This window comes from Metapseudomonas resinovorans (assembly GCF_002003485.1).
Taxonomy (GTDB): domain Bacteria; phylum Pseudomonadota; class Gammaproteobacteria; order Pseudomonadales; family Pseudomonadaceae; genus Metapseudomonas; species Metapseudomonas resinovorans_D.
Window position 1 is genome coordinate 25,839 of the sequence record NZ_BDMA01000017.1, and the last position, 18,964, is coordinate 44,802.

General features: G+C 63.9%; 16 protein-coding genes. 8 read left to right on the forward strand and 8 right to left on the reverse strand.

Going from position 1 to position 18,964, the window contains the following annotated elements; genetic code table 11:
* Positions 1-51 precede the first annotated feature (51 nt).
* On the reverse strand, positions 52-1,545 hold the full coding sequence (locus MnOB_RS04660; protein ID WP_077522502.1) for a helicase HerA-like domain-containing protein: 1,494 nt from the start codon (positions 1,543-1,545) through the stop codon (positions 52-54).
* 124 nt (positions 1,546-1,669) lie between these two features.
* On the opposite strand from MnOB_RS04660, the gene MnOB_RS29770 reads away from it, so the two are divergent.
* The gene (locus MnOB_RS29770) at positions 1,670-3,547 is read left to right on the forward strand and encodes a methyl-accepting chemotaxis protein (protein ID WP_077522504.1); all 1,878 of its coding nucleotides are present in this window, start codon (positions 1,670-1,672) and stop codon (positions 3,545-3,547) included.
* Positions 3,548-3,787: 240 nt separating this feature from the next.
* Here the strand turns inward: MnOB_RS29770 and MnOB_RS28990 are convergent, their stop codons facing one another.
* From MnOB_RS28990 to purU, 3 genes are read right to left on the reverse strand one after another with little or no spacing between them, the layout of a single operon-like run.
* Positions 3,788-3,961, reverse strand: a complete 174-nt coding sequence (locus MnOB_RS28990) for a hypothetical protein (protein WP_199824473.1) — start codon at positions 3,959-3,961, stop codon at positions 3,788-3,790.
* Between the two features lie 10 nt (positions 3,962-3,971).
* Positions 3,972-4,397 carry a CBS domain-containing protein gene (locus MnOB_RS04670; protein WP_077522506.1) on the reverse strand — a complete coding sequence of 142 codons (426 nt, stop codon included), beginning with the start codon at positions 4,395-4,397 and terminating at the stop codon, positions 3,972-3,974.
* Between the two features lie 48 nt (positions 4,398-4,445).
* A complete protein-coding gene (gene purU / locus MnOB_RS04675; protein WP_077522508.1) occupies positions 4,446-5,297 on the reverse strand; it encodes a formyltetrahydrofolate deformylase in 852 nt (283 codons plus the stop codon).
* Positions 5,298-5,621: 324 nt separating this feature from the next.
* Here purU and mvaT point away from each other — a divergent pair, with 324 nt between their 5' ends.
* A complete protein-coding gene (gene mvaT / locus MnOB_RS04680; RefSeq protein ID WP_077522510.1) occupies positions 5,622-6,002 on the forward strand; it encodes a histone-like nucleoid-structuring protein MvaT in 381 nt (126 codons plus the stop codon).
* An 80-nt stretch (positions 6,003-6,082) separates the two neighbouring features.
* Here the strand turns inward: mvaT and sbcB are convergent, their stop codons facing one another.
* A complete protein-coding gene (gene sbcB, locus MnOB_RS04685; RefSeq protein ID WP_077522730.1) occupies positions 6,083-7,513 on the reverse strand; it encodes an exodeoxyribonuclease I in 1,431 nt (476 codons plus the stop codon).
* 318 nt (positions 7,514-7,831) lie between these two features.
* Here sbcB and MnOB_RS04690 point away from each other — a divergent pair, with 318 nt between their 5' ends.
* From MnOB_RS04690 to MnOB_RS04715, 6 genes are read left to right on the forward strand one after another with little or no spacing between them, the layout of a single operon-like run.
* Positions 7,832-8,566: an RDD family protein gene (locus MnOB_RS04690; protein ID WP_077522512.1), complete on the forward strand. Its 735-nt coding sequence runs from the start codon at positions 7,832-7,834 to the stop codon at positions 8,564-8,566.
* Complete coding sequence (locus MnOB_RS04695) at positions 8,563-9,543, forward strand: stage II sporulation protein M (protein ID WP_077522732.1); 981 nt, start codon at positions 8,563-8,565, stop codon at positions 9,541-9,543. Before MnOB_RS04690 ends, MnOB_RS04695 begins: the two co-directional genes overlap by 4 nt.
* A complete protein-coding gene (locus MnOB_RS04700; RefSeq protein WP_077522514.1) occupies positions 9,530-11,113 on the forward strand; it encodes a DUF4129 domain-containing protein in 1,584 nt (527 codons plus the stop codon). Before MnOB_RS04695 ends, MnOB_RS04700 begins: the two co-directional genes overlap by 14 nt.
* Positions 11,110-12,351 carry a DUF4350 domain-containing protein gene (locus MnOB_RS04705; protein WP_077522516.1) on the forward strand — a complete coding sequence of 414 codons (1,242 nt, stop codon included), beginning with the start codon at positions 11,110-11,112 and terminating at the stop codon, positions 12,349-12,351. Before MnOB_RS04700 ends, MnOB_RS04705 begins: the two co-directional genes overlap by 4 nt.
* Positions 12,348-13,373, forward strand: a complete 1,026-nt coding sequence (locus MnOB_RS04710) for an AAA family ATPase (RefSeq protein WP_077522518.1) — start codon at positions 12,348-12,350, stop codon at positions 13,371-13,373. The genes MnOB_RS04705 and MnOB_RS04710 overlap by 4 nt, the downstream gene beginning before the upstream one ends.
* The gene (locus MnOB_RS04715) at positions 13,370-14,701 is read left to right on the forward strand and encodes a DUF58 domain-containing protein (RefSeq protein ID WP_077522520.1); all 1,332 of its coding nucleotides are present in this window, start codon (positions 13,370-13,372) and stop codon (positions 14,699-14,701) included. The genes MnOB_RS04710 and MnOB_RS04715 overlap by 4 nt, the downstream gene beginning before the upstream one ends.
* A gap of 282 nt (positions 14,702-14,983) precedes the next feature.
* Here MnOB_RS04715 and rhlB read toward each other — a convergent pair whose 3' ends face one another.
* From rhlB to MnOB_RS04730, 3 genes are all read right to left on the reverse strand, one after another.
* On the reverse strand, positions 14,984-16,459 hold the full coding sequence (gene rhlB, locus MnOB_RS04720) for an ATP-dependent RNA helicase RhlB (RefSeq protein ID WP_077522522.1): 1,476 nt from the start codon (positions 16,457-16,459) through the stop codon (positions 14,984-14,986).
* A 98-nt stretch (positions 16,460-16,557) separates the two neighbouring features.
* Positions 16,558-17,715 carry a dipeptidase gene (locus MnOB_RS04725; RefSeq protein WP_077522524.1) on the reverse strand — a complete coding sequence of 386 codons (1,158 nt, stop codon included), beginning with the start codon at positions 17,713-17,715 and terminating at the stop codon, positions 16,558-16,560.
* Positions 17,716-17,798: 83 nt separating this feature from the next.
* Complete coding sequence (locus tag MnOB_RS04730) at positions 17,799-18,737, reverse strand: GGDEF domain-containing protein (RefSeq protein WP_077522526.1); 939 nt, start codon at positions 18,735-18,737, stop codon at positions 17,799-17,801.
* Positions 18,738-18,964 lie beyond the last annotated feature (227 nt).

The window sequence follows — 18,964 nt, forward strand, 5'->3', positions numbered from 1 at the left end:
TGTGGGAGCGAATTCATTCGCGAATGAATTCGCTCCCACAATCAGGTCCGTTCAACGGCGCTTGCTGCCACCCAACAACGATCCCATCAGGCCACGCACGAGTTGCCGGCCGAGCTGGTTGGCCGCCTGGCGCACCGCGGTCTTCATCGCCTGACTGGCGAAGGAGCCCAGCAACTCACCGGCAAGATCTCCCATACCAGGTGGGCTGGCCTGCGCCTTGCTGCCCTTCTGTGTCGGCTCTTCGGCGGGTGCCTGGGCCGCACGGGCGGTGAGCATTTCATAGGCGGACTCACGATCGATCGGCTTGTCGTAACGACCGGCCTGGGGCGAACTTCGCACAAGCGCGGCGCGTTCGCTGTCATTCAGTGGGCCGATGCGTGACTGAGGCGGTGCGATGGCTACACGCTGGACCATGGCCGGGGTGCCCTTCTCTTCCAGGGTCCCCACCAACGCCTCGCCGATGCCCAGCTCAGTGAGCACGCTCAATGCGTCGAACGCGGGATTCGGGCGGAAACCATCGGCCACTGCGCGCAGCGACTTCTGTTCCTTGGCGGTGAATGCGCGCAGGCCATGCTGGATGCGCAAACCGAGTTGCGCGAGTACGTCATCCGGCAGGTCGCTGGGAGATTGGGTGACGAAATACACGCCAACACCCTTGGAACGGATCAGCCGCACCACTTGCTCCAGGCGCTCCTGCAGGGCCTTCGGGGTACCGGCGAAGAGCAGGTGCGCTTCATCGAAGAACAGCGCCAGCACGGGTTTGTCGGCATCGCCACGCTCCGGCAATTGCTCGAAGAGTTCGGCCAGCAGCCAGAGCAGGAAGGTGGCATAGACCTTGGGCGCCTCATGGACGAGACGACTGGCGTCCAGCAGATGGATGCGCCCACGGCCGTCGCGGTCCGGCTGGAGGATGTCCTCCAGTTGCAGTGCCGGCTCGCCGAACAGCGCCTCGGCGCCCTGCTGTTCCAGGGTGGCCAGGCGTCGCAGGAGCGCCTGGGCGGAGGCGCCAGCGAACAGGGCCCGGTCCTCTCCCAGCAGTTCCGGGTGATCCTTGAGATGGTTGAGCAGCGCCTTGAGGTCCTTCAGGTCGAGCAGCAGCAGGCCTTCGCGGTCGGCGACCTGGAAGGCGGCATACAGCGCGGCCTGCTGGCTGTCGGTCAGCTCCAGCAGATTGCCCAGCAATAGCGGGCCCATCTCGCTGAGGGTGGTGCGTAGCGGATGGCCGGACTGCCCGGCAACATCCCATAGGGTTACCGGGTAAGCCTGGGGCCGATGACCAAGCCAGGGCATGGAGGCGATGCGCTCGGCCACCTTGCCCTGGGGATTACCCATTGCACCAAGGCCGCAGAGATCGCCTTTGATATCCGCCGCGAACACTGCCACACCGGCATCGCTGAAGACTTCGGCCAGGCGCTGCAGGGTCACCGTTTTACCGGTGCCGGTGGCGCCAGCGATCAGTCCGTGGCGATTGGCCAGCTTCATGGCCTGTGAGACGGCATTGCCCTGGGGGTCAGCGCCGAGAATCAGGGAGTTTTGATCGGGCATTTCGCCTTCCTCGGTTAAAGCTTTCATTGATTCCCGCCGATATATAAACCGACGTTTCTACTCAGTTTTTCAGCACTCACGTGCCATGAAGACTGGTGCCTGACCCAACCGGACGCAAGCAAACATGATCAAAAACCTCAGGTTCAGCCACAAGATTCTGCTCGCCGCCTCGCTGGTGGTCATTGCAGCCTTCTCGCTGTTCACCCTGTACAACGATTACTTGCAAAGGAATGCGCTCCGAGACGATCTGGAAAACTATCTGCAGGAAATGGGCGATGTCACCGCCAGCAATATCCAGAACTGGCTTTCGGGCCGGATTCTGCTGGTGGAAAGTGTGGCCGAATCCCTTGCAGCCAACCCTTCAGCCGATGCCGTACCTTCACTGCTGCAACAGCGGGCACTGAGCTCGACTTTCGCGTTCACCTACTTCGGCACGCAAGACGGGCAGTTCACCATGCGCCCGAATAGCGCCATGCCCGAGGGCTACGACCCGCGCACCCGCCCCTGGTACCAGGGCGCCAAGAGCGCCGGCGGCACCACCCTCACCGAACCCTACGTGGATGCGGCAACCGGTCAATTGATCATGACCATCGCCACGCCGGTGCAGTCCCTCGGCGTCGCGGGCGGCGACCTGAGCCTGCAGACACTGGTGCAGATCATCAATGCGCTGGACTTCGACGGCATGGGCTACGCCTTCCTGGTCAGCGCCGACGGCAAGGTCCTGGTGCATCCGAACAAGGACCTGGTGATGAAGAGCCTGCGGGACATCTATCCGCAGAACACGCCCGCCATCAGCACCGGCTTCAGCGAAGTCGAAGTGGACGGCACCACGCGCATCCTCACCTTCGCCCCGGTTAAAGGTCTGCCCTCGGTGAACTGGTACATCGGCGTCTCGGTGGACAAGGACAAGGCCTACAGCATGCTCAATGAGTTCCGCGCGTCGGCCATCATCGCCACCGTGATCGCCGTGGTGATCATCATGATCCTGCTCGGCATGCTGATCCGCGTGCTGATGCAACCCCTGCACATCATGGGTCGCGCCATGCAGGACATCGCCCAGGGTGAAGGCGACCTGACCCGCCGCCTGGCGATTCACACCCAGGATGAGTTCGGCGAGCTGGCCAGCGCCTTCAACCGTTTCCTCGAGCGTATCCACAGTTCGATCCGCGAAGTGTCTTCGGCCACGAATCAGGTCAATCAGGTCGCCAAACTGGTGCTCAACGCCTCCAACTCGTCCATGAGCAACTCCGACGAGCAGGCCAACCGCACCAACAGCGTCGCCGCCGCGATCAACGAGCTCGGCGCCGCCGCCCAGGAAATCGCCCGCAACGCCGCCGACGCCTCGAATCAGGCGTCCTCCGCGCGCACCCTCGCCGAAGATGGCCGCCAGGTGGTGGAGCGCACCATCTCCGCGATGAACGAGCTGTCCGGAAAGATTCGTGCCTCCTGCGGCAACATCGAGACGCTGAACAGCAAGACGGTGAACATCGGCCAGATCCTCGAAGTCATCAAAGGCATCTCCGAACAGACCAACCTGCTGGCGCTCAACGCCGCCATCGAAGCCGCCCGCGCCGGTGAAGCCGGTCGTGGCTTCGCCGTGGTGGCCGACGAGGTGCGCAACCTGGCCCATCGCACCCAGGAGTCGGCGCAGGAAATCCAGCAGATGATCGAGGAATTGCAGGTCGGTGCGCGCGAGGCGGTCACCACCATGACCGAGAGCCAGCGCTACAGCGAGCAGAGCGTGGAAATCGCCAACCAGGCCGGCGAGCGCCTGGGCAGCGTGACCCATCGCATCGGCGAGATCGACGGTATGAACCAGTCGGTGGCCACCGCCACCGAGGAACAGACCGCCGTGGTCGACTCGCTGAACATGGACATCACCGAGATCAACACCCTCAACCAGGAAGGCGTGGAAAACCTCCAGGCGACCCTGCGCGCCTGTGCCGACCTGGACCAGCAGGCCGCGCGCCTGCAGCAGCTGGTGGGGAGTTTCCGGATCTGACGCCGGACCGGAGCCAGAGAAAGAGACAGGCCTGCGTAGGGTGGACCACGCTTTTCCGGTCCACCAATCGTCGTTCGGCATGACGCCGATGGTGGATAAAAAGAGCGTTATCCACCCTACGGAACCAGGTCGACTCCCTGCCATTCCGGCGCCCCTCACCCCAGCCCTCTCCCAGAGGGAGCAGATCGTGCAGGATGGCGAGAGGGGAATCCCACTAGCACCAAAGCCAAGAAAGGCGCCCTAGGGCGCCTTCTTCGTTTCTTCCTCTTCCTGCGTCTTTCGCCACAACTCCGCCGCACCGGGGAACTCGGTGCCGTTCTCCTCGCTCAGCTCATCGGGGTCATAGCGTCGTACGCAGCCTTCGCCAAGGGTGGGCGGCGGGCTGGAGGTGGCTCGGTCACGCGGGTCAGCCATGGGGTAATCCTCAGACTTCCGGGGGTTGTTCAGGGTCATGCCGGGCAAAGCCTTTCACGGCAAGCAACACATCGCGACGACTGACCTGGCCGATCAGCACCCCTTCTTCGACGACTGGGAAACGCTGTCGCTTATCGCGCAGGAAACGCTGGCAGACATCGACGATGTCAGCGTCGGGAGAGACGGTCTCCAGTTGGGCGGACATGCATCCGCTGACACTGCCAATCGCAGCCTCGTCATGGGTGCAGGAAAGGATGCCGCGCAAGCAGTCGCCTTCCGAAAGCATGCCGATCAGATGGCCCTGGGAGTCCACCACGGGAGCACCGGATATCCGGTGCTCCAGCAGCCGCTCGATGGCGAGGAGAAGATCGGTGTCGGACCTGAAGGTCACCAGGTGGCGCGTCATGCAGTCGCGCACCTTGATCGACTTGAGCATGGGCGGGCTCCGCTTCCGGTTGACCGGAGCGGATGCCCGCCAAGGTCGTCAGTTGAACACGACGGTCTTGTTGTCGTGCACCAGCACCCGGTCTTCAAGGTGATAGCGTAGCCCACGGGACAGCACCATCTTTTCCACGTCCTTGCCGAAGCGAACCATGTCTTCGACGCTGTCGCGATGGGTCACGCGCACCACGTCCTGCTCGATGATCGGACCGGCGTCCAGCTCTTCGGTGACGTAGTGGCAGGTGGCGCCGATCAGCTTCACGCCCCTCAGCGATGCCTGATGGTAAGGCTTGGCGCCCACGAAGGACGGCAGGAAGCTGTGATGGATGTTGATCACCTGGTGGGCGTAACGCTGGCAGAGCTCCGGCGGGAGGATCTGCATATAGCGGGCAAGCACGACGGTATCGGCGTTGTGCTCTTCCACCAGGCGCGAAACCTCATCGAAGGCCGGCTGCTTGTTCTTCGGGTCCACCGGCACGTGGAAGTAAGGGATACCGTGCCATTCCACCATGCTGCGCAGGTCGTCGTGGTTGGCGATCACGCAGGGGATCTCGCAATCCAGTTCGCCGCTGTGCCAACGGTGCAGCAGGTCGGCCAGGCAGTGGGACTCGCGACTGGCCATCAGCACGACGCGCTTCTTCACCTCGGAGTCAGTCACCCGCCAGTCCATGGCGAACTCACGAGCGATGGGCGCGAACGCCTGGCGGAAACCATCCAGATCGAAAGGCAGGGAATCGGCACGGATTTCATGGCGCATGAAGAACCAGCCGCTCTGATTATCCGAATGATGGCTGGCCTCGGTAATCCAGCCGTTGTAGGTAGCCAGGAAGTTACTGACCTTGGCTACGATGCCGACGCCGTCCGGACAGGCAATCACCAGACGAAATGTGCGCATTTGGGAACACTCCAGAGACTTCACGAAGGCGGCCATTCTAGCCAGTACGCACAAAAACTTCAGTAACCACGTGGCTTCCAGCGGATTGCCCGCCATCGGGAAGAAAACCCAACGCACAACTAAGGGGCGAAAGCCGACATCGATATAGCGAGTGTACGAAGCGCAATTACGCACTTGAACGACCAGCGGACTAGTATGAAAGAAGAAGTCACCGACAATGCGTACAAAAGTTTTCCTGCTTATTTACTTGCAGATAATCGCTGTCTATTATTGATGACACTTCGCAATCGCAAGTCAACGTAGATTCCAACAAGGGACGCCGACATGTCGCTGATCAACGAATACCGGGCAACGGAAGAAGCCATCAAGGAGCTCCAGGAGCGCCTGAAGAACCTGTCCCAGGACGACAAGCTGAAAAAAGAACTTGAGTTCGAAGGCAAACTGCGCACCCTGATGGGCGAATATCAGAAATCCCTGCGCGACATCATTGCCCTGCTCGACCCCGATGCCCGCTCCGCCAAGGCTCCCCGCGCCGCCAAGGCCGCTGGTGGCGGCAGCAAGCGCGCCCGCAAGGTCAAGCAGTACAAGAACCCGAACACCGGTGAAGTCATCGAAACCAAAGGCGGCAACCACAAGACTCTGAAAGAGTGGAAAGCCAAGTGGGGCGCCGACGCCGTTGAAAGCTGGGCCACCATCCTGGGCTAAGCCTTCAGCAATAAAGAACGCCAGCATCTGCTGGCGTTTTTTATTGGCGCGAGTAAACCCCGGAAATACCCGGGGTATTTTCACAACTGATAGCGATTCCTCAGTTCCGTGGCATATCGACGCCACTCCAGCAACACCGCCTGTTGTGCGGGCTCGGCATTGAGCTGGAACTCATCCAGTGCCTTGAAAAAACTCTCCAGGGTATTAGGCGCCCCGTATTCCGGGCTATTCAGCCGATTCCTGCAAAACGCCTCCCATCGCGAGCGGTCGGAATCCGACAAAGTTTCAGGGAAGTTTCTGGCGCGGTAACGGAACAGCAACTCCGGCAGGCGCGGGTCGTCGAATGGCCAATTCTCGCGGGACAAACGTTGCGGATCGGCGCGCCGCACTTGTTCGCACAGTCGACGATCCCGGTCACCGAGGAATCCGTCATACAACTGCTGCTCCGGATCATCCACCGACGCGAATTCTTCTTCCGCGTAAATAACCGGCAACTTCTCTTGCCAGATGGCGGCCTGCGTGGCGAGCAACTCGGCACGACGCTGGCAGAGTTCCAGATCAACGCCGAGGCGCTGCCGATCAGCTTCGCGCAGCACCGCAAGGGGCGCGACTACCGGACAACGATTGATATGCAGCAACTTCAGCGGCACCGGCAGCTCACCTTCAGCCAGGTCATCGCGCCGGGTATAGAGGCGCTGGCGCAGGACTTCCGCATCCAGTTCGAGCAGCGGGCCCGGCTCCGACTGCAGGTCCAGCACGATCAGTGCATTGCGATTGCGCGGATGCCAGGCAAGGGGTAGCACCACCCCCAGGTAGTGACGTTCACCGGAAAAGCGCCCGGAGATGTGCACCAGAGGTTGCAGCAGGCGCACCTGCTCCTGGACCTTGTGCTTGCTACGCAGCTGATAGAGATAGTCGAACAGCTTCGGCTGACGCTCGCGCAGCAGGCGCGCCAGGGCGATGGTCGCGCGGACGTCGGAAAGCGCATCGTGGGCCTGGCCATGGTCGATGCCGTTGGCCGCAGTCAGCAGTTCCAGGCGCAAACTGACGCGCCCGTCCTGTTGCGGCCACTCGATGCCCTCCGGCCGCAGCGCGTATGCGGTGCGCACCAGGTCGATCAGGTCCCAGCGGCTGTTCCCGCCCTGCCATTCGCGGGCGTAAGGGTCATGGAAGTTTCGATAGAGGCTGTAGCGGGTGACTTCATCATCGAAGCGCAGGGAGTTGTAGCCGGCGCCACAGGTGCCCGGCAGGGCGAGCTCGGCATGTACGCGGTGCATGAATTCGGCCTCACCCAGTCCTTTCGCTTCCAGGGTACCGGGCAGGATCCCGGTGACCAGGCAGGCGGCCGGATGGGGCAGGATGTCGTCGCTGGGCTTGCAGTAGAGGTTGATCGGCTCGCCGATTTCGTTGAGCGCCTCGTCGGTCCGAATGCCGGCTACCTGCAGCGGACGGTCGCAGCGCGGGTTGATGCCGGTGGTTTCGTAGTCGTGCCAGAAAATGCTGGATGTCACGGCGTCCCCCTTTTTCATGAGCTGGGCAGTCTATCACCGGCGGGTAGGCGGCAACGGCGCTGAACAGACGGGGAAACTTCGCCATTGACCGCCTTGCTGGGTGGTTTGCGGCGTGCCTAGAATCGCCGCCACTGGACGACCGCCCCGCCAAGGACTGCCCCATGCCCGCGCCTTTCGCACTTCGCGCACGCACCCGCGCGCCATGCGCCCTGTCGAAAACTCCACATCTTTCACAGCATGCGGGCTGAGTCCTCGCCGCCAGGTTGCCTGGATACCGGCCGCTCGCTAGCATCGGGCTTTCCCCTTGGCGCCCAGCCGATGCCCGCAATCCGAGCCAGTTCCCCACCTGTCGATTCCCAGGCCCAACCGCTGGACACCCGCTACCAGGTGGAAACACCGGAAGGCATCGACCTGGTCCTGCGACCGGCCGGCCTGCTGCCACGTGCCCTTGCCTATGCCATCGACCTGGCCATCCGCGGCGCTATCATGCTGGTGCTGTTCATCGCCCTGGCCCTGCTCGGCCAGCTCGGTTTCGGTCTCGGCCTGATCCTCATGTTCCTGCTCAACTGGTGGTACATGGTGCTGTTCGAAGTGCTCAACCAGGGCCGCTCTCCCGGTAAACAGGTCATGGGCCTGCGGGTCGTGCATGACGATGGCACCCCCGTCGGCTGGTCGGCCTCGCTAGTGCGCAACCTGCTGCGCTTCGTCGACCTGCTGCCCTTCGCCTACACCCTGGGCGCCCTCAGCTGCCTCCTGCACCCTACCTTCAAGCGCCTGGGCGACATTGCCGCCGGCAGCCTGGTGGTCTATCGCGACGAGCAGACCCAACGTCCCGAACTGCCGGAGGCCGCGCCCGAGCGCGCCCCCTTCGACCTGACCCTCGCCGACCAGCGTGCCCTGCTGGGCTTCGCCGAACGCCAGTCCGACCTGTCGCCGGCCCGACGTGCAGAGCTCGCAGGCATCCTCGCCGCGCCGCTGAACGTATCGGCGGAACAGGCCCAGGCTCGCATCAACGGCATCGCCCGGGGCCTGCTGGGACCGAGTTCGCCATGAAACAGAATCTCTTCGAACGCCAGCACCAGACAGACTGGAAAGCCTTCGCCGACCTGCTTGACCGCCTCGAACGTGGCAAGGCCGATGCCCGTGCCTGCGAAAGCTTTTCCGCCGACTACCGACAGGTCTGCCAGCAACTGGCGCTGGCCCAGGAGCGCGGCTACAGCAGCCACCTGGTGGAGCATCTGCAACAGCTCGCGATGCGCGGCCACCAGCAGTTCTACCGCCACCGCAGCCACCTCGGCGCGCGCCTGCTGGGCTTCCTCCTGGGTGGATTCCCGCGTCTGGTGCGCAGCCAGTGGCGCAGCATCGCCGCCGCCAGCCTGCTGTTCTACGGCAGCCTGCTGTTGATGGGTCTGCTGGTACACAACTGGCCGGACCTGGTCTACAGCGTGCTGGATCCGGAGCAGGTGTCGTCGATGGAGTCCATGTACGACCCGGATGCGCGGCGTATCGGCCCCATGAGCGAGCGGGACTCGGGGGACGACTGGATGATGTTCGGCCACTACATCATGAACAACATCGGCATCGCTTTTCAGACCTATGCCGGCGGCCTGCTCTTCGGCGTTGGCAGCCTGTTCTTCCTGTTGTTCAACGGCCTGCACATCGGCGCTGTGGCTGGGCACCTGACCCAGGTCGGTTTCGGTGAAACCTTCTGGTCCTTCGTCATTGGCCATGGTGCCTTCGAACTCACCGCCATCGCCTTCGCCGGTGCCGCCGGGTTGCAACTGGGCTGGGCCCTGCTCGCTCCAGGCCGCCTGCCGCGTGGCGAAGCGCTGCGCCTAGCCGGCGCACGCAGCGTGCAACTGGTCGCTGGCGTGATACTGCTGCTGGTGATCGCAGCGTTCGTCGAGGCCTATTGGTCGTCGATGACCCTGGTGACGCCTCAGGTGAAGTACAGGGTGGGTGCGGGCCTCTGGCTGCTGGTCGCACTCTATTTCGGGCTGGTGGGCAGGAGGACTCATGCGCCTGACTGACGCCAGCGTCGCGATCCGCCCCCGCAGTGCCTGGGAGGCCATGGACCTCGGCGTACTGCTGGCGCGCCGTCACGCCGGCCTGCTGATGGCCAGCTGGGCGCTGGTAACCCTACCGGTGTTCGCTCTGCTCACGCTGGTCTGCTGGAACTACCCCGGACTGGCGGTCTTCCTCTTCTGGCTGCTGAAGCCCGCCTACGAACGACTGCCGCTGTACATCCTCTCCCGCGCCCTGTTCGGCGACACGCCGACCCTCGGCGAAGCACTGCGCGCGTATCCGCGACTACTGAAGCCGCAGTTGCTCGCCAGCCTCACCTGGCGGCGCCTCAGCACCACTCGCAGTTTCGACCTGCCGGTACTTCAGCTGGAAGGCCTTTCCGGACAGGCGCGCAGCCAGCGCCTGGTCGTGCTGGGGCAGCGCAACGCAGGCGGTGCCACCTGGCTGACGGTGATCGGCATCCACCTGGAATCCGCCCTCTGGTTTGGCCTCGTCACCCTGCTCTACCTGATGCTGCCTCAGCAGGTGGCGATCGACTGGGACTGGCAGAAGCTCCTGGAAATGGCCTCCGGCGAATGGCTCTGGCTGGAACACCTGTCCAACAGCCTCTACGTCCTGGTGCTGATGATCTGGGGGCCGGTGTACGTCGCCTGCGGCTTCACCCTGTACCTGAACCGCCGCACGTCCCTCGAAGGTTGGGACATCGAACTCCAGTTCCGTCGCATGCGTCAGCGCCTGACCGGCACTGCCTACGCGTTGCTGCTGGGGCTCGGCCTGCTGCTCAGCCAGCTGCCGCAACCGGCCATGGCGGACGACGCGCCGGCCCTTTGCCTGGCGCCCCAGGCCTTCCTCGAAGGCCCCGATGCCGAACGCCTCACCCACCAGGCGCTGACCGGCAAGACCGCAAAGGAACACATCAGTGCCCTGCTGGACAGCCCGCCCTTCCAAAACCGGGAAACCGTCACTCGCTGGCGCCTGGGCGAAGAAGCCGCTGACAAGGATCCCAAGCCCGAAGACGTCGAAGGCTGGGCCGAATTCATCCGCAACCTGTTCAAGCTGGCCGAGTACGCCAAGAGCCTGGACACCCTCGCCCTGGTCATCAAGGTGCTGCTCTGGGGTGCGCTGATCAGCCTCGTTGCGTTGCTGCTCTGGCGCTATCGTGACTGGATCAGCACCTTCGCCGGCCGCCTGGGTCTGCCCCAACGCCGCACGCGTGAAGCGCCTTCAGTGCTGTTCGGACTGGAGCTGGCGCCGGAGAGTCTGCCTGACGATGTCGCTGCGGAAGCCGAACGCCTCTGGGCCAGCCAGCCCCGCGAAGCCCTCGGCCTGCTCTACCGCGCCCTGCTGAGCCGCCTGCTGCATGACTTCCGCCTGCCACTCAGGCAATCCCATACCGAAGGTGAAGTGCTGCAACTGGTGCGCCGCCTGGACAACATCGAACTGGAAGGTTTCAGCCAGGCGCTCACCGGGCACTGGCAGAACCTCGCCTACGGCCACCGCCTGCCCGCCGCCGAATTGCGCCAGGGTCTCTGCGATGGCTGGCGTCGCCTGTTCGCCGCCGGAGCCGCAACATGAAACCGCGCCTGCGCTTTCTCATTGGCGCCGGCCTGGCCCTGCTGCTGGGCCTGTTGGCGATCCAGATCGGCGGGCGTTTGCAGCCCTATCAGGACACCGTCGAACACGGCCCGGCGCCCGAAGTGCTGGGCAATCCGTACCTCGCGGCCGAACACTTCCTGCGCAAACAGGGCCTGCAAGTGGCGCGGGCGGACGGTCTGGAAGTACTCGACAACCTGCCCAGCGCAGGCCACAGCCTGCTGCTGCTCGGCGGCCGCTCGCGCATGACGCCGCGCCAGGCCGATCGCCTGCTGGAGTGGACGAGCAAGGGCGGGCATCTGCTGTTCATCGCCGAGCGAATCTACGACGAAGACGACGGCAAGAGCGGCGATCTACTGGCGGACCGACTGGGCATCCAGCAGCACGAAGCCAAGGACCTGAAAGAAGATACGGCTACTGAACCCGAGACGCCTGACGACACTCACACCGACGAGCCGGCCGAGACTGCCGCCTCTTCCCAGGACGAACAGGAGCCCGCCGAGGAAGACCCCTTCCCGGAGTTGACCAAGCTCTATCTGGAAAATGAACAAGCGCCGGCCTACGCCAGCTTCGACCCCGAGTTCCACCTCTACGACAGCCAGAACCGCGCCCACGCCTGGGCCAACAGCGCCAAGGCCACGCACATGCTGCAACTGGACCACGGCGACGGCCTGGTCACCGTGCTCACCGACGGCTGGATCTGGCAGAACCGCGATATCGACGAGTACGACAACGCCTGGCTGCTCTGGTATCTCACCCAGGACAGCACCGTCACCCTGCTTTACCGCGCAGAACGCGACAGCCTGGCCACGCTGCTCGGGCAGAACTTCCCCGAAGCACTGGTGGCCCTGGCCCTGCTCATCGTCCTGCTGCTCTGGCACGTTGGCCAACGCCAGGGGCCGCTGCAGGCCCCGGCTAACCGTGCACGCCGGCAATTGGAAGAACACCTGCGCGGTAGCGCTGACTTCCTGCTTCGCCGCAGCGGCCAGGCCAGCCTGTTGCAAGGCCTGCAACGTGATATCCAGCGCCGCGCCCGCCATCGCCACCCCGGATTCGAACGACTGCCCGTGGCCGAGCAGTGGCAGGTGCTGGGCCGCCTGACCCGCCTGCCGCCCAGCGCAGTCAGCCAGGCCATGCGGCCGCTGCCCAAGCAACGGCTCACCGCCACCGACTTCACCCGCCAGGTCGCCCACCTGCAAACACTCAGGAATGCCCTATGAGCGAACAGATTTCCGACCCGTCGCAAACCGAAGCAGGCAGCGCTTCCGCCCCCTCGGCCGCCGTCCAGCGCCAGCGCGCCAGCCAGTTGGCCCAGGCGTTGCGCCTGGAACTGCAGAAGGCCGTGGTCGGCCAGGTCGCCGTGATCGACGACGTGCTCACCGCATTGCTGGCGGGCGGCCACGTGCTGGTGGAAGGCGTGCCGGGCCTCGGCAAGACGCTGCTGGTCCGCGCCCTGGCCCGCTGCTTCGGCGGCGAGTTCTCGCGCATCCAGTTCACCCCCGACCTGATGCCCAGCGACGTCACCGGTCATGCCGTGTATGACATGCAGAGCGAGCAGTTCAAGCTGCGCAAAGGCCCGGTGTTCACCAACCTGCTGCTGGCGGACGAAATCAACCGCGCCCCGGCCAAGACCCAGGCCGCGCTGCTGGAAGTGATGCAGGAGCGCCAGGTCACCCTGGAAGGCCGTGCCCTGCCGGTGCCGCAGCCTTTCCTGGTGCTGGCGACACAGAACCCCATCGAGCAGGAAGGCACTTATCCCCTACCGGAAGCCGAGCTGGACCGTTTCATGCTCAAGCTGCGCATGGATTATCCGGCCGCCGACGAAGAGCTCAGCCTGGTGCGCCAGGTCACCCGCTCGCCTCGCGCCGACATGCTCGAAGTGGCGCCGCTGCGCACGCTGCTGCAAGCCCGCGACGTCATGGCCTTGCAGAAGATCGCCAGTGATCTGCCGGTGGACGACCAGGTGCTCGACTATGCCGTGCGCCTGGCCCGCGCCACCCGCAGCTGGCCGGGCCTGGCCATGGGCGCCGGCCCACGTGCCTCCATTGCCCTGGTGCGCGGCGGCCGCGCTCGCGCCCTGTTGCGCGGTGGCGACTTCGTGCTGCCGGACGACATCAAGGGCTGTGCGCTGGCGGTACTGCGCCACCGCGTGCGCCTGTCGCCGGAATTGGATATCGAAGGCCTGTCAGTGGACCAGGTGCTCCAGCAACTCCTCGACCAGGTACCGGCGCCACGCCTATGAAGCCGTCCCGCGCACTGTTGGCGCTGGTGGCCACGCTCTTCGGCCTGGCCCTGCTGCTCGGCGCCCTACCGGCGCTGGGCGTTGGCCTGCCCGACCAGTTGGGCGTTCTCTGGTGGGGGCTGCTTTGCGCCCTCGTCCTCCTTTGCGTGGTGGATTTCGTCTGGCTGCGCCGCCTGCCGTCGCCGCAGCTGGAGCGCAAGCTCCCTGGCAACCTGGCGCTCGGACGCTGGAGCGATGTCCGACTGAGCCTCCATCACGGCTATGGACGCTCCCTGGAGATCGACCTGTTCGACCAGGTGCCAGCCGCCATGGAGTTCGAGCCGCTGCCCCAGCGTGTGGCGCTGCACCCCGGGGAGCACACCGACTTCGGTTATCGCGTGCGACCACTCAAGCGCGGTCACTTCCACTTCCCTGCCTGCGAAGTGCAACTGCCCAGTCCGCTGGGCCTGTGGCGGCACAAGCGCGTGCTCGACTTGCCCGGCGAAGCACGTGTCTACCCGGACTTCGCGCGCCTCTACGGTGCGCAGCTGAAGGCTGTGGACGACTGGCTAAGCCAGCTCGGCGTGCGTCAGCGCCCGCGCCGCGGCCTGGGCCTGGAATTCCACCAACTTCGGGAATTCCGCGACGGCGACACCTTGCGCCAGATCGACTGGAAAGCCACGGCCCGCAAGCGCACGCCCATCGCCCGCGAATACCAGGACGAGCGTGACCAGCAGATCGTTTTCCTGCTCGACTGCGGCCGACGCATGCGCAGCCAGGACGGTGATCTCTCGCACTTCGACCACGCCCTCAACGCCAGCCTGCTGCTCAGCTATGTGGCGCTGCGCCAGGGTGATGCGGTTGGTCTGTCGACCTTCGCCGCCGAACGCGACCGCTTCGTGGCGCCGGTGAAGGGGCCAGCGCAGCTGAATGTGCTGCTCAATGGCGTCTACGACCTGGACAGCACCCTGCGCCCAGCCGACTACAGCGCTGCCACGGACGCGCTGCTGGCACGCCAGCGTCGCCGCGCCCTGGTGGTCCTGGTGAGCAACCTGCGCGACGAGGACGACGCCGAACTGTTCAGCGCGGTGAAGCGCCTGGGTCGCCAGCACCGCCTGCTGGTGGTCAGCCTGCGTGAGGAAGTCCTCGACAACCTGCGCCATAACCCCGTCCAGGGCTTCGATGATGCGCTCGCCTATTGCGGTACGGTGAACTACCTGAACGCCCGCAACAGCCTGCATGAACGCCTGGCGGCCCACGGCGTCCCGGTGCTGGACGCCCGCCCCAGCGAGCTGGGACCTGAGTTGGTCAGCCGTTACCTGGCGTGGAAGAAGGCAGGGGCGCTGTAGAGGCCCTCTCCCCCAGCCCGCACCGGACCGTCCGAGCAGGCGCGCCTTCTGTGGGGGCGAATTCATTCGCGAAATGGAATGGCACCGCGTCCGCCGGCATCCCCCTCACCCCAGCCCTCTCCCGGAGGGAGAGGGAGCCGTCCGAGCGAGGTCCAATCACGGCACCATTCCTGTAGGGGCGAATTCATTCGCCAAGGATGACCGCAGGTCTCCCATGCTCCATCTCGCCCCCAAAGAAAAAGGCGAAGCACCTGGCTTCGCCTTTTTTCATTCCACTCGATCTCAGTGATGCTTGCGCGGCACCGACTTGAGCAGTTCGGTGGGGGGCATTTCGCAATTGATCTTGCGGCCCAGCAGTTCCTCGATCGGCGGCAGGGCGAAGGCATCGTCCTCGCCGGCGAAGCTGATGGAAGTGCCAGTGGCGCCCGCGCGGCCGGTACGGCCAATGCGGTGGACGTAGTCGTCCGGATCTTCCGGCAAGGTGAAGTTGATCACGTGGCTGATGCCGTCGATGTGGATGCCACGGCCGGCAACGTCGGTCGCCACCAGCACGCGAATCTTGCCTTCGCGGAAGCCTTCCAGGGTCTTGATGCGCTTGTGCTGGGGCACGTCGCCGGACATCTGGGCGGCGCTGATGCCGTCCTTGGTCAGGCGTTCCTCGATACGGCGAACCTCGTCCTTACGGTTAGCGAAGACCATGACGCGGGTCCAGTCGTTCTGGGCGATCAGGTTGTAGAGCAGCTTGTACTTGTCACTGCCAGCCACGGCATAGACGTGCTGTTCGACGGTCTCGCTGGCGACGTTCTCCGGCTCGATCTCGACGATGGCCGGGTCGACGGTCCACTGCTTGGCGAGGTTCATCACGTCTTCGGTGAAGGTGGCGGAGAACAGCAGGGTCTGGCGTTCGCCCTTGTGCGGGGTCTGGCGAATGATCTGGCGCACTTGCGGGATGAAGCCCATGTCCAGCATGCGGTCGGCTTCGTCCAGCACCATCACTTCGACCATGTCCAGGTGCACTTCGCCGCGCTGGTTGAAGTCCAGCAGACGGCCGGGGGTGGCGACCAGGATGTCGCAGAAGCGCGATTCCAGTTGCTTGAGCTGCTTGTCGAAGTCCATGCCGCCGACGAAGCTCATCACGGTCAGGCCGCTGTGCTTGGTCAGGGCCTGGGCATCCTTGGCGATCTGTACCACCAGCTCGCGGGTCGGCGCGATGATCAGCGCACGCGGCTCACCCATATAACGCTCTTTAGGCGGCGGGGTCTGCAGCAGCTGGGTGATGGTGGAAATCAGGAAGGCGGCGGTCTTGCCGGTGCCGGTCTGGGCGCGTCCGATTGCGTCCTTGCCCTTCAGGGTATGACCGAGGACCTGCGCCTGGATCGGGGTGCAATAGGGGAAACCCAGATCGTGGATGGCATGCATCAGACTCTGATCGAGGTTGAAGTCATGGAAGCGGGTTTTGCCTTCCTGAGGCTCCACCACGAAGTCTTCCAGCTTCCAGGTGCTCGCCGGAGCCGCGGCCTTGGCCGGACGCTCACGACGCGGTTTGTCGGATTTGGGCTTGTCGCTGCGGGGCTTTTTCTCGCCACGGGGAGCGCGTTCGCTGGAGCCTTCGGCCTTTTCGCCTGCTTCGCGAGGCGCTTTCTTCGGTTTGGCCGGACGCTCTTCCTTGTCGGTACGGGCGGGGGCTGGAGCGGTTGGGGTGGGGCCGGCCTGCGGCTCTTCACCCTTGCTGAAAATCTTCTTGAGTGCTTTGAGCACGGTGGTCTCGTCGATTGATTAAGGAATGAACGGCCGCCAGTGTAAAGCAAGATGCCCGCAGGGCGAAGAGCTGCGGGCATTCAAGGGCTTGACTTGGTTTAAGGAAGGGACTCCAGCAGCAGTCGGCGAACGTTGCCGCCCATGATCAGGGCGATATCAGCCTCGTTGAATCCGGCGTCCTTGAGGCCCTGGGTCAGTTGCGCAAGGCCGCTGGTGTCGAACGGCGTGTGCACTGCACCGTCGAAGTCGGAACCCAGCGCTACATGCTGCACGCCCACCTTGTCGGCGACATAGCGAATGGCCTTGACGATGGCTTTCACCGAGGTTTCGCAGACTGCAGTGTCCCAGTAGCCGATGCCGATCACCCCACCGGTAGCGGCAATGCGCTGGATATGCGCGTCGGTGAGGTTGCGGGTACCCGGGCAGGTGCCTTCGACACCAGTGTGGGACACCAGCACCGGACGCTCGGCCATATTCAACACGTCGTCGATCAGCGCGCGGGACGCATGGGCCAGGTCCACCAGCATCTTCTTCTCTTCCAGGCGAGCGATCACCCGGCGGCCGAAGGGGGTCAGGCCGCCCTTCTCCAGGCCATGGGCGGAACCACCGACCTCGTTATCGAAGAAATGGGTCAGTCCCATGATGCGGAAGCCCGCGTCGTACATGCGGTCGACGTTCTCGAGCTTGCCCTCCAAGGGGTGCAGGCCCTCGGTCGCCAGGATGGCGGCCACCTGGTTCGGGTCCTTCTCCCACGCCGCGAGGAACCGGGAGAAGTCTTCGCGGCTGCGCACCTGGGTCAACTTGCCCTGGCTGCCGGCAGCGGCCTCTTCCAGCTTCTTGCCTTGATAGAGGGCGCGCTCCAGCAGGCTGTGCCAAGTCGCGCGCGGCCAGCGTTGGGCCATGACCAGGAGTGTGATGTCGTCGGTGTCCGAACCGTTGCGCTCGTAGTTGAGGCCGCGCGGCGTCTTGGTGACGGTGGAGAACACCTGCAGGCCTACGTGGCCTTCGAGCAGGCGCGGCAGGTCGCTATGGCCGAAATCATGGCGTTCCAGCAGGTTGCGGTTCCACAACAGGGCATCGTCGTGCAGGTCGGCAACGAACAGGGTCTTGTGCAGTTTCTCGGCCTCGTCGGAGGCGTGATAAGGCGGCGGCGCAGCCACCGTATTCATTTCACGGTCGAGGAAACCCGGCAGGTAGAAGAAGATCCCCAGGCCAACGGCCACCAGCAAAAGCAAAGCGATCAGGAGTTTGCGCATGTCCAGCTTCCGGCTGTCTTGTAGTGAACGGACTCTAGCAAACAGGCGTTTGAAAGAAGCGGAAATGTAATGCAGGACCGAAATCAGCCGTTCAGCCGGTTACGCCCATCCTGCTTGGCCTGGTAAAGCGCGTTGTCGGCCCGCGAAATCATGCCCTGCAGACTGTCCGGGCGCTGCATTTCCGCCAGGCCGATGGAGATGGTCACGCCCGGCAATACGCCCAGCGGTGAATAGAAGGACGGGATCTGTTCCAGGCTGGTCCGCAGCCGCTCACCGATGGTGCGGGCCTCTTCGCAGCCCATCTCGGGCAGCAGGATGACGAATTCCTCGCCGCCATAGCGCGCCATGCTGTCCTTGGGCCGCAGCTGATTGCGCAGCGTGTGGGACACCAGGCAAAGCGCGTAATCGCCCGCCAGATGCCCATGGTGGTCGTTGTATGACTTGAAGTGGTCGACATCCAGCATGAGCATCGACATCGGCTGCTCGTTGAAGGAGCAGCGCGTGCTTTCGCGCTGGTAGATCTGTTCCAGCCAGCGCCGGTTGAAGAGCCCGGTCAGGGTGTCGATCTTCGCGTTCTGCTCGGTATCGAGAATGATCCGATTGCCCTGGCGCACACGGTCGCACAGCAGTTCCAGCAGGTTCTGCATCAATTGCGGCGACTGCTGGAACAGACTGACCAGCGATTGCCGGTGCAGGCGCAATGCGGTGGTGGGTTCCGCGGCGACCACGTAGGCCGAAGGATGGTCGTTGTCGATGAAGCTGATCTCGCCGGCACACTCGCCCGGTTCGATCGAACTGACGGGGTTATTGTCCAGGGAACCAAGGTAGACCTTCAGCCGCCCGCTCACGACGAGATAAAGGTACTGGTTGCGATTGAACGGACTCAGCACGATCTCGCCGGCGTCCAGGTCGCAGGCGCGGAACTCCTTGAGCAACAGCTCGAGGTTGTTCGCGGTGACGTTCTGGAACAGACGCAGTCGGCCCAACAGGGCCATGTCTTTTTGCCAGTGGACATGCTTCATGGCTGCAACGGCCTCGGATGGCAGTCGAAGCGGACGACACCGCTAACGATCCCTGTCTCAGTTGTTAACCCAGTGCGACAGTATTCCCGCACTTTTAGTCTGGCAATGCCCGCCAAAAGTTGGGCCGACGGGCGGCCTGATATCGGTAAGGAACGCGACAATTCCTGATGTTCGCCACAATTTCGCAACAGTTTTCTGGGCGCACGAAAAACGCCTCGTTAACAGCC